General features: G+C 43.0%; 8 protein-coding genes and 1 pseudogene. 2 read left to right on the top strand and 7 right to left on the bottom strand.

Translation table 11 applies throughout. The features are described 5' to 3' along the window. Positions 1 to 231: 231 nt before the first annotated feature. Genes B5E64_RS18695 through B5E64_RS16690 form a run of 3 tightly spaced genes read right to left on the bottom strand, consistent with a single transcriptional unit; the run spans position 232 to position 1,745 of the window. Complete coding sequence (locus B5E64_RS18695) at positions 232 to 474, bottom strand: glycosyltransferase (RefSeq protein ID WP_087169586.1); 243 nt, start codon at positions 472 to 474, stop codon at positions 232 to 234. Further along, entirely contained in the window at positions 471 to 1,262 is a 792-nt protein-coding gene (locus B5E64_RS16695; protein WP_087169585.1) for a glycosyltransferase family 4 protein, read from the bottom strand. The genes B5E64_RS18695 and B5E64_RS16695 overlap by 4 nt, the downstream gene beginning before the upstream one ends. A 27-nt stretch (positions 1,263 to 1,289) precedes the next feature. Beyond that, positions 1,290 to 1,745: a hypothetical protein gene (locus tag B5E64_RS16690; RefSeq protein ID WP_140398894.1), complete on the bottom strand. Its 456-nt coding sequence runs from the start codon at positions 1,743 to 1,745 to the stop codon at positions 1,290 to 1,292. A 553-nt stretch (positions 1,746 to 2,298) separates the two neighbouring features. Here B5E64_RS16690 and B5E64_RS16685 point away from each other — a divergent pair. Beyond that, entirely contained in the window at positions 2,299 to 3,480 is a 1,182-nt protein-coding gene (locus B5E64_RS16685) for an Rpn family recombination-promoting nuclease/putative transposase (protein ID WP_162610222.1), read from the top strand. A 148-nt stretch (positions 3,481 to 3,628) separates the two neighbouring features. Here B5E64_RS16685 and B5E64_RS16680 read toward each other — a convergent pair whose 3' ends face one another. From B5E64_RS16680 to B5E64_RS16670, 3 genes are read right to left on the bottom strand one after another with little or no spacing between them, the layout of a single operon-like run. Further along, positions 3,629 to 5,599 (bottom strand): hypothetical protein, encoded by a 1,971-nt coding sequence (locus B5E64_RS16680; RefSeq protein ID WP_087169582.1) that lies wholly within the window; start codon positions 5,597 to 5,599, stop codon positions 3,629 to 3,631. 21 nt (positions 5,600 to 5,620) lie between these two features. Beyond that, the gene (locus tag B5E64_RS16675) at positions 5,621 to 7,129 is read right to left on the bottom strand and encodes a glycoside hydrolase family 31 protein (protein ID WP_087169581.1); all 1,509 of its coding nucleotides are present in this window, start codon (positions 7,127 to 7,129) and stop codon (positions 5,621 to 5,623) included. Continuing rightward, positions 7,130 to 7,486: a GNAT family N-acetyltransferase gene (locus tag B5E64_RS16670; protein WP_275532843.1), complete on the bottom strand. Its 357-nt coding sequence runs from the start codon at positions 7,484 to 7,486 to the stop codon at positions 7,130 to 7,132. It lies immediately after the preceding gene. 50 nt (positions 7,487 to 7,536) lie between these two features. Between B5E64_RS16670 and B5E64_RS16660 the strand changes: the two are divergent. Next, positions 7,537 to 8,859, top strand: a pseudogene (locus B5E64_RS16660) (MATE family efflux transporter). A gap of 81 nt (positions 8,860 to 8,940) precedes the next feature. On the opposite strand, the gene B5E64_RS16655 reads toward B5E64_RS16660, so the two are convergent. Continuing rightward, positions 8,941 to 9,930 carry a hypothetical protein gene (locus tag B5E64_RS16655; protein WP_140398891.1) on the bottom strand — a complete coding sequence of 330 codons (990 nt, stop codon included), beginning with the start codon at positions 9,928 to 9,930 and terminating at the stop codon, positions 8,941 to 8,943. Positions 9,931 to 10,453: the final 523 nt, after the last annotated feature.

Genomic DNA, 10,453 nt, shown 5'->3' with positions numbered 1-10,453 from the left:
TCCATGGAATGTCTCCAAACGAGTACTATAAATATATTAAAACCAACGAGTTACCATCAGCATTTAAGCTGTTATAAAATCCAGACAAAAAATTTTTCGGATGTCCTTGACAAGGGGCTCACTTTACTTCTTTTGTACGGTTACATCTTCCTATTTTCATGTCCAATCCGTACGGCCATCCTGTTTCGTACGGTTATGTTTCTCTTTTTTCTATCCCGGCCGTAATTTTCTTTATTCTGTCAGGCATTGGATATATTTTTTTACGCTGTCCTCCTGCCGGAAGGAATGGGTCACTTCATAATGTCCATTCTGGGCCAGCATCCGGAGTTTTTCAGGCTCTTTCATCAGTTCAATGATCTGTCCGGCCAGTGTTTTTGCATCCCCGAACGGATGAAGCCGCCCTGTTACACCATCATAAACAAGTTCTCTTGTCCCGTCCACGTCCGATGCCAGTACTACGCAGGACTCATTCATCGCCTCCAGGATCGTAAAAGAACAGCTCTCCGTCCTGGATCATGTTCCTGATACGCCTTCTCCATGCAGTCGCAGAATCCTTTCAAAATGCATTGTTCTTCCAGATGATGTTCCCTGATATAGTCCCGGACCTCCTGTTCCTGTCTGCCTGTCCCGTAAATGTTCACCTTTGCCTCCGGTATCTGCTGCCGCACCAGATCCATTGCCTTCAAAAGTGTAAAAATTCCTTTTGTCTCCGTCAGGCGTCCGGCATACATGAGGCGGATTTCTTCATAAGTTCTTTCCCGGTACGGTTTCGCTTTCACTCCGTTATAGACTGTGGCAAGCTTCTGATACTCCACACCTGCTGCCTGAAAAGCTCTCCGTCCCGCCAGTGATACGGTGATCACCTTTTCTGCCTGATTCGCCAGTGAAAAATATTCTTTTCTCGGCTCGATATATTCCGGATCATCAAAAATCGCCAGATGTTCGGTGAGATATAACTGATATGTCCTGTTTTTCTGCCTGAGAAGCCGGATCTGAATCCCGCTGTCAGCATGAGAATTGACGATTTCGGCGCAGCGGTCATTCAAGCTCTTGATCATTCTCTCCACCGCTTTCTCATCCGTAAAATCACATTCCTCAATCTGCACCAATGCATCCACACGGGTTTCATAGACGTTCTTTTTCGCGGCAATCAGCGTAATTTCATATCCTCTCTTACAAAGCTCATTTGCCAGACAGATCAGGCAGGTCGATACCCCGCCGTATCCCGGCTTATCATCAATAAAAATCAGTCTGCGTCCCATTTTTATACCTCCTTATTCCTCTGCTCTCTATACAAACAACTGATTCTCAATCTCCGTCATCAGCCCGTCTGTAAACGTTATATTCTGGATCTTTCCATCCTCAAACAATGCGGTTCCAGTCTGCTCATACTCTGCTTCTTCCCCGCCAATCGAATACTTCAGTGCGGCTGTAAAAGTATAATAATTTCCATCCGAGCTTTCTTCCGGCTGAATATTCACGCTTTCAAATGTTACCTTTACATCCCGATCCGCAGCGTATGCGTTCAGATTGGTATAAATCCAGTACGGAATACTCTCAATTCCCTGATCTGAAAAATAAGAGCCGTACATTTTTGTTAATAATTCTTCAAAATCATATACTCCATGTGCTCCAGGTTCTGTTGTTTCGGCAGCCTCCTGCTCCGCCTTCTCTTTCGCCTCCATATAAGCATCCTGTAGCTTTTGATCTGGTACGGTAAACAGCATTTCCAGCACTGTTGTCAACGTTTTCTGTTCCGGTGATTCCTGTTCTGTGACCCATATCTAATAGTCCGATTAACTTTCCAGAACTTGTACCAGTAATTTTAATTAATCACTCATATTCTCTTCTTTATAACTCATTGGTATCACTCCCTAAAATGCTGTGTTTTTATTTCTTTCATATTTATCTGTTATTTTGTTTCAATATATCATTTTTTCTGTACATTTACAATCTATACATTCTTAATATATCAACAATTTATTATTTGCATCCTAAAACGGAAAATTGTCCTCTCTCTTTGTCTTTTCAGAAAAATTTTATCTTTCACCGGCTTGCCTCGCCCTTCTTTTCATGCTATTCTGAGATCGTCTGAAAAGCTGTCTGCTTTTCTATCATTCACGGCATTCGCCGAACAATCCAATTCATAACAAAAAACATGGCCGGGATCTCTGTCTGTAAAGAATACGTTTCCTGTGAGACATCTCTTTTCTGCTGTTTGAAATTATGTTAGACTACAAGAAACAGAAACAGTTTTCTTCTGACAGGTGCCGGACCGCCACAGGAAGGAGACTGTTTATGCAAACAAACGAAGTCGAAATCAAAACCATTCAAACCACTTCGGAAGAAGAATTTATTATGAAGCCTTACATCGACTGGTGCTTCAAAGAGTTGATGCGCAATCCAAAAACAAGAACCGGATTCATCGCTGCATTGTTGCGTCTTCCTCCGGAACAGATCGGCAGGACAACGATCCTGGAAAACGAGCTTTCCAAAAGAACAGAGGAAGAAAAGCAAGGTGTTCTGGATGTCCGTGTCCTTCTGGAAAGCGGTACTCAGCTGGATATCGAAATGCAGGTTCTCTATATAGAATACTGGGATGATCGAAGTCTTTTTTATTTAAGTAAAATGTTTTCCAGCCAGCTCCAAAAGGGCGAATCTTATGACAAACTTCAAAAATGTATACAGGTTGGCGTCCTGAATTTTACCTATTTTAAAAAAGACAATTTCTGTCACAGAAGGGTCCGGTTCTATGATGAAGCAACCGGAGATCTGTACAGCGAAAAGCTGGAGCTTCAGATACTGGAACTTCCCAAAATCCCAAAAGAGTACCACCATCCTGACGGCATTATTGCATGGATGAAATTCTTCCGCGGCGGCAATAAGAAGGAGATGGAAGAAATGGCAAAGGGAAATGCATACCTTGAATCGGCCTACGAAGATCTTATGGAGATGAGTCAGGATGAGAAAAAACGCCTGGCATATGAAGCCCGGGAACGGGCCCTGCGCGATCAGCTCGCCTTGCAGCATCAGACTGAAAAAATATTTCAGCAGATCGCAGAAGTACAAGGAGAATTAGATAAAGCTAAGGACACACTTGCCGAAACCAAGGGACAACTCTCTGAAACTCAGGGACAGCTCTCCAAAACTCAGGGACAGCTCTCCAAAACTCAGGGACAGCTCTCCAAAACTCAGGGACAGCTCTCCAAAACTCAGGGACAGCTCTCTGAAACTCGGGGACAACTCTCTGAAACTCGGGGACAACTCTCTGAAACTCAGGGACAACTCTCTGAAACTCAGGAACAACTCTCTGAAACTCAAAAACAGCTCGCAGAAGCTCATGCACAGAATGATGTTGCCCACGATCAGGGACGTAAAGATGCGATTATCGATTTGTATCAAAAAGGTCTCCTTAACCTGGAGCAGGCAGCATCCTCATATGGTATGTCGACAGAAGATTTTCAAAAACTGATCTTTTAATTAGAGCAGTTGGTGGTTAATATCAATTTTTATTTTTTGATAAGAAAAGACAGCCCCGGAGAGTCTGGACTTTTTCAAGTACTATGCTCTCCCTGGGACTGTCTATTCTTTTTTGAAGTCTTTATTTCATCCGCCTGAAAGTTGCTTTTTATTTCATCTTCACCAGATGAAAATAGGACGGATAAATTCCCGGAACAATGTTGGAAATCTGGTTTCCATTTTTCGGAGATGTCGATGTATGCCAAAACCGGTTTTCACTTGATGTTCTTCCCCAGAAAAATCCGATGTGGCAGTCTGCTCCCGGCTGATTCCAGTTTACAGGTTCACAGTAAATGATATCCCCCTGTTCTGCTTTTCCGGATTTCAAAAGAGCAGATACTGAATTGTATGTATAATACTCCACATTGGCTTTTTTGAAATAACGAAACCAGTTTGATGCGTTACATGCTCCGCCCCACAGCCCCATCTTGCCAATTGGCGCAAGATTGCCTCCGCATTTCTGCGTAACATAGGCAACAAACCCGGTACAGTTCATTCCACTGTAGCCATCAGCCCGTCTGTCACCATTCGGGTAAAGAATCTCGTGCATATTCAACGGGTTTTTCATTGGTTGATACGGAGTTCCCAGATAATAAGAATCATTTTGGTGTGCACTCAGTTCTTTTACAATCTTTGTTCCGTCAAATCCAAGTGCTTCGGAAAAAGACTTTGTCTTCTTCACCGGTACTGTCTGCTTTTTCTTGAAAGCATTACTTGTACTTCCCGGTGCTCCCTTTGTTTTTGGAACCAGCATAATTTGAAGTGCTTCCATACGGTAAGCATATCCTTCACTTCCAGAAGCCTGTCCGTTTTTCGCCCATCCAAGCCATCCGAAATTCTGGACATGCGCCCGGTAATAAATATCGTAGCACTTCGCAACCTCTCCGGTCAGGCGAATCTTAACCGCCTCCATTCTCAGGCTTTTGGCCTGCGTTCCTGCCTGCTGTCCATTCTTCTTAAATCCCTGCCAGCCTATATTCTGGACATGTGCCGAGTATTCAATTCCGCCGGAAAGTTTCTGTGAATCCGCTGTATCAAGCCACATGGTCATAGCTTCCAGCCTCAGACTCTTTCCAACTGTTCCCATAATCTGCCCGTTGACGGATGTATTTGTATTTCCAATCTTTTGAACATGCCCGCGATAACTCAAATCCGTATTCGTATATGCTTTGATAAATCCCCTTGTTCCTGCTGCCGGTGATGGATCGCCTTTTTCCACAAGCCGGATCATACAGCTTTCCATCCGTGAACTCAGTGCAGAACTTCCTGCCGGAGCGCCGTTTTTCACCCAGTCCAGCCATCCATAATTTTGGATATGTACACGATAATAAATATCATACTGCTCGGCAAGCTCTCCCGTCAGGCGGATCTCAATCGCTTCCATCCGCTTCGATTGTCCCTGCGTTCCAGACAGTTCTCCATCTTTCTTCCAATCCATCCAGCCGTAATCCTGTACATGTGCCCGGTATTCCACGCTTCCCTGAACAGCATCTTCTCCGCCCTGCAGTTTGATTCGGAGCGCTTCCATCCGTCTGTATTTTCCCTCAGTACCGGCCAGTTCACTCTCTTGCCTCCAGTTCTGCCAGCCCTCATTCTGGACATGTGCCTGATACGTAAGTGCCGGTTTCGCTGATCTTACTTTTTCTTTCGGAAGTTCCTGCATCTCCGTCACTGCCTGTTCCGCAGGCTCTTCACTCTCAGGTGACTTCTCTGTATACGGATTTTCCGTTATGTTACCTTCCTCACTTGCCGGTTCTTCTTCCAAAACGTCTCCCGGAATGTTGTCCGGATTTTCTTCTACGGTTTCATCCTGGTCTTCTCCCGGGACTTCATCCGGTGTCATTCCTTCTTCCAGCTGTTCATCCTTTTCTGAATCTTCCCCGGTCTCTTCCTCTTTTCCAGATTCTGCCCCTTCCTCCGGCTGACTCATATCCTCTTCATTTTCCACACTTTCGGTATTTTTCAGTCCATTTTCCACAGATTCCTCTGCTGTAATGTAATCTTCCTGTGCATTGACAGAAAGCGGCACACTGGATACCGCCAGTGCCGCCGTCAAAAACAATACTGCTGTTCTTTTCATTCCTTACCCCCACTGAATTTATTATCCTATTCTCTCAAAAACAATCGGAATTCCTCGTTCCGATTCGCAATATATGGTTTCGCCCTGCGACATCCATACTCTTCCACGATCATACCACTTTCCCTTTGGAAGGTAAAGGCTCCTTCCGGTTTTCCCTTTCTCATAAACCGGCGCAACCAGATATTTTCCTCCTAACATGAACTGATCCGTCACGTTTTCCACATATTCCTCCGGAAATTCATATGCCAGATATCGAATCAACGGTTCACCTGTAACGCTGGTCTTTCTGAGTTCTTCCATAATATACGGCAGAAATTTCTTCCGCACCTCAATGCTTTTCAAAATGCATGCAAAGTTTTTTCGGCTCAGGATCCTGAACGGCGCCGCCGAAAACTGCATGGCAGGCATCAGACAGGCAATCTCGCAATGCCTGACAAACAGTTCTTCATCCAGTCCGGTTTTCTCCATGTTCTGGAAATTCAGATATTCTCCCCCTCCGATCATATCCGGACACCCATAAGCATGCCCCGTAATTCCCTGAAGCAGCGTGTCCGGAACCAAAGATGCAATTCCATTTTCTCCCCAGGAATGATCCTTGTCGCAGAGCCGCTGTAAAAGCGCATATCCCCCTGCCCGAAAAGATGCCCGGTACTCATTGTACGGATATTGTTCCCCGAACTCCGCCCAAAGTCTGGACTGTTCATCCGGCGTCACCCTTCCGAACGTTACATTATCATCCCGGTAATACATGCTGTCCCCTGCATCAAACTTAAATCCATCCACCCCCATGTCTGTAAGTGCATCGAGCTGACATTTCAGCCATTGTACTGCCTTTGGATTGGAAAAATCCAGAACTGCCGAATATCCATTCCACCATTTTGCAATGTACGGCTCCCCTTCCGGCGTCCGGATGAGAATTCCCTGATCCCTCGCCTCCCGGTATTTCAGCGAATCCGGCGATACATACGGACAGACCCATACCATAACCTGATATCCCATCCCGTGGAGCTTCTCTATCATCTGCTCCGGATGCGGAAACTTTCCGCTGTGAAATCTCCAGTCTCCATAGCATTCCGCCCAGCCATCGTCAATCATCAGAACTCCGGGCGGCATCCTGCTTTCCAGAATCCGGCCGGCATATGCGAGAATATCCTCCTCATTCTGATGATAAGTAAGCTCGATCCATGTATTGTAAATAATTCTCCCAAACAGATTTTCCGCCGGCATTCCCCGAAATGGAAAATGCTTCTGCATGGCATGCAGATAGGCCTCCCGAAGGCCGCCTCCTGTCTCTTCCAGCTGATAGGAATCCGGGACCTCTATAACGCCGCTTCTGATCCTGATGTGAAATCCCTCTTCAGACCAGAGGCATCGCCCTTTTGTCGACACCAGAAGAGGCATCTCCTGATTCGGCGTTGGATTACTGGTCAAATCCAGCTCCGTTTCCGTATCCGGACCAATCGGCATCCTCATCCCATATTTCACACAGGTACCATACCAGAATTCATTTCCTTGAAACTTAATCTTCATTTAAACTCCCCCTGTTTTTCTTTTGCGTAATATACCAGATCCATGCCATCTTTTTGCTTTTGTATAAAAAGATTCGACCATCTTGATAGCTTCCTGGGCATATCCGTACCCCTGATATTCTGGCAGAATAAAGATCTGTTTCAAAACACAACGTTTTTCAAAATCACAGATTCTGACTGCTCCAATATGTTTTTCTCCATTGGCTTTTTCTAAAATCAAATCCATAACCTTTTCCTTTCCTGTATATTTTCCGCGTTCCTCATGAGTTAAGTATATATGCAAAGGTTGAAAATGCCAATCCCATACCTTGCTTTTTTCCTGCTCGTGATATTCTTCTTGCCAGACATTTTCCGGAATTCTATAATTAATTTATATCGTGGAATGAGATTTAAAAAGGTAATAAAAATATGAACTGTATAAGTAAAGAAAGAAAAAGCTGCATTACAGAATTGAATAAAATGGCATTGCCGTTAATCGCAGGTTCCATCACAAGTATCTTGATGGGAATCATTGATCAGGCTTTTATCGGACATATTTCTTTAGAGGCCTATGCCGGTGTCGGACTCGTCTATTCCTGCATCAACAGTCTCGTAGGTGTTCTCGGTGCATTTTCGATCGTCTTTAATATTTGCGGTTCTAATCTAAAAGGAAGAAATGATTTAAAAGGTATCAGCGAAGAGTTTTCCCTTCTCCTGATTCTGTGCGGAGGCATCTGATTCGGGCTTTTTATTCTGTTTAATATATTCTGCAATCCGATTTTACATAAAGGCTTCGGATTAACTGGTAAAACTCTGCAGGAAGCGTCAGAATATCTTAGGATTTTCAGTTTTTCCATTCCACTGAATTTAGTTATCTTTCTGTATTCAAGCGTATTCAAAATATTTAAAAAAACGAACCATATCTTTGCCACAACCTTGTTTATAAATATACTGGGTGTGTGTTTAGACTATATTTTGATTTATGGAAAACTGGGCCTTCCTGCGTTTGGAGCAAAAGGTGCCGCATTAGGAAGTATACTGTCTCTGATTGTGTATCTAGGCATCTATAGTTATACAGCACGCCATCTTGTTCAGATTGATCTGCGGATTCCTCAGATATTAAAGAAAATAAAAGACAAGATCCGCTTTTCCATTCCATTTTTAGCTCAGGAATTCATGGAAGATATCTTATTTGTAGTGGGATTGAATATGATTGTGGCCCGGATCGGCACAGTAGAATTGTCAGCATACAATCTGATTCTACAGATCATTTCGATTATACAAATGCCCATGTTTGGCTATTCCACAGCCACGGTTTCTTTAGTAAGTGAAGCTTTCGGAAATGGCAGCCATAAAAAGGCAAAACAGGTAAAAAATACAGCCACGCTACTGTCTTTAAGCTGTTTCGCCTTGATGTTTCTTGTCCTGATAAACTGTGATTCTTATATTATTACTTTTATCTCAGATGAAGCAGAAGTCGTGTCCCTGGCACAGTTCTGTCTTCCTGCCGCTTTACTTGCCCAGATTTTTAACTATGGACTCAATATCGAAAAGTCAGCTCTGCAGTCTATCAATGAGTCCCGATACACACTGTATGTCACATTTACTATCAATATGATCATACTGTGCCTGTGCGGCGTACTGGTAAAAAACTTATTGCTACTGTATGTCCTTTTAGGTATCGGCTATGCCGCCGTATATTTGATTTTGTATCAGCGGTCCCGCAGAAGGCTGAATGCGGATTTGCGGTAAAAAATAAATTTACTTCTAAAAAACAAAATAATATGTCCTTCTCCAACTCCTGTTTTTACCAGAATATTCGGAACCTCGCAGCTACTCTTTCACCTGCATCTCGTATTGTTTCCACACTCTGTCTGCCAAATCTGACACGAATTTTTCCCATCCATTTTCCGGTTCTACTCCCCATTCTACAACCTTCTGGATGTCCGATGTCAGAGTCTTTTCAACATCCGTTATAAAATATGCTCCATCCAATTCCTCAAAACTTTCTTCTACTGCTGAAATTGTTACATCTGAACAGTCGTATAACCAATTCCTGATCTCACTTTTCTCTACCGCGATTCCATCGGTGGTGCTAAAAACCTGCCCTATGTTCTCAATACCATCCTCTTTTTCCTGCATCTTATCATTTAAAAACAGCATTAAAAATTCATATGCTTTTTCTTTATGATCGCTGGACATTCCAACTGCCCCATAAGTCATAACGGATGCCATTTTTCTTCCTTCCAATTCCGGAATGGTCTTAACGTAAACCTCTTCTCCCCCTGTCAACGAACCGATAGGCTGTATTTGATACTGTTCTTCTATGTTATCTACCATATCTACCAACCATTCCTGTTGAAGTGACAAGAAAGATTCTGCAAATGCTGTCCATTTCTCTTTATCAAACAAAACTTGTTGTGTTTCATAATCTGCTGCCGGCTGATACCATCTTCCAGCTGTCAAATATAAACTCCCATCGATTGCCTCTTTCAATCCAGAGCCATCCTCTTTTTCCGCCTGTTCCAACCATTCCCCCAGAGTCTCCTCTGTCACCTTCTCAATGTCATTAGATCCTGATAGTACATAGTAATAACAGGAGAGCGGAATAATATATTGCTTTCCGTCATATTGTCCTGCATTTAAAATCTTCTTATTATAGGTCGTATCATTCCAATAAGAATCTGTTTTCATATATTCATCTAATGATGCTAATGCTCCGCTTTGCATCGTTTGATATGGATTTGCAAATAACTCCGTTTTCACCTCTGCAGCATCTGGATTCGTATCCAGCAAATATACATCTGCTCCTTTTCCCGCCATAATTTGTGTCTGAAGCTTCTGAATCTCTGCATCCCGTCCATTTTCCTCAGTAGGAAGTACCTTTACATTTATCTCAATGTCTTCTGTTTTCATCATAAAATCAGCTACACTGCTTACTTCTTTCTGAATTGATGGGTCCGTGATCACTGTCAGTACAGTTTCATTTTCTTTTCCATTTTGCTTCTCACATCCGCTCATTCCTGTAAAAAGTATTCCAACACATCCCAAAGCAATGATTCTTCTCGCCATATTTTTCATAATGATGCACCTCCTCTTGTTAATTTCATTGTTTTCGATAGTAAGCTCAAAAATTTTTATTGTCTAGTTCTGAAAGCTTATAGCAAAATGTATCATCCAGCAGATAAGTATATGCCGCCTAAAACATCTGCATAGACTAGAGTTTCTTCTGGTTGTCTTATATAAACCTCATAATCTGCATTTCGATACAGGGTTGCGCCTTCAACTAACAAATCCTTTTTTCTCTGCCATATCATTTTTATCAATCTATTATGTATTTATTTCT

The sequence above is a fragment of the Drancourtella sp. An12 genome, from assembly GCF_002160935.1.
GTDB classification, from domain to species: Bacteria; Bacillota; Clostridia; order Lachnospirales; family Lachnospiraceae; genus Sellimonas; species Sellimonas catena.
This window is presented reverse-complemented; position numbering and strand designations above follow the sequence as displayed.

Coding starts and splice junctions, on each gene's coding strand:
- B5E64_RS16680 (WP_087169582.1), bottom strand. CDS start 5,599: ATGAAAAGAACAGCAGTATTGTTTTTGACGGCGGCACTGGCGGTATCC.
- B5E64_RS18695 (WP_087169586.1), bottom strand. CDS start 474: ATGAATGAGTCCTGCGTAGTACTGGCATCGGACGTGGACGGGACAAGA.
- B5E64_RS16675 (WP_087169581.1), bottom strand. CDS start 7,129: ATGAAGATTAAGTTTCAAGGAAATGAATTCTGGTATGGTACCTGTGTG.
- B5E64_RS16655 (WP_140398891.1), bottom strand. CDS start 9,930: ATGGCGGGAAAAGGAGCAGATGTATATTTGCTGGATACGAATCCAGAT.
- B5E64_RS16685 (WP_162610222.1), top strand. CDS start 2,299: ATGCAAACAAACGAAGTCGAAATCAAAACCATTCAAACCACTTCGGAA.
- B5E64_RS16695 (WP_087169585.1), bottom strand. CDS start 1,262: ATGGGACGCAGACTGATTTTTATTGATGATAAGCCGGGATACGGCGGG.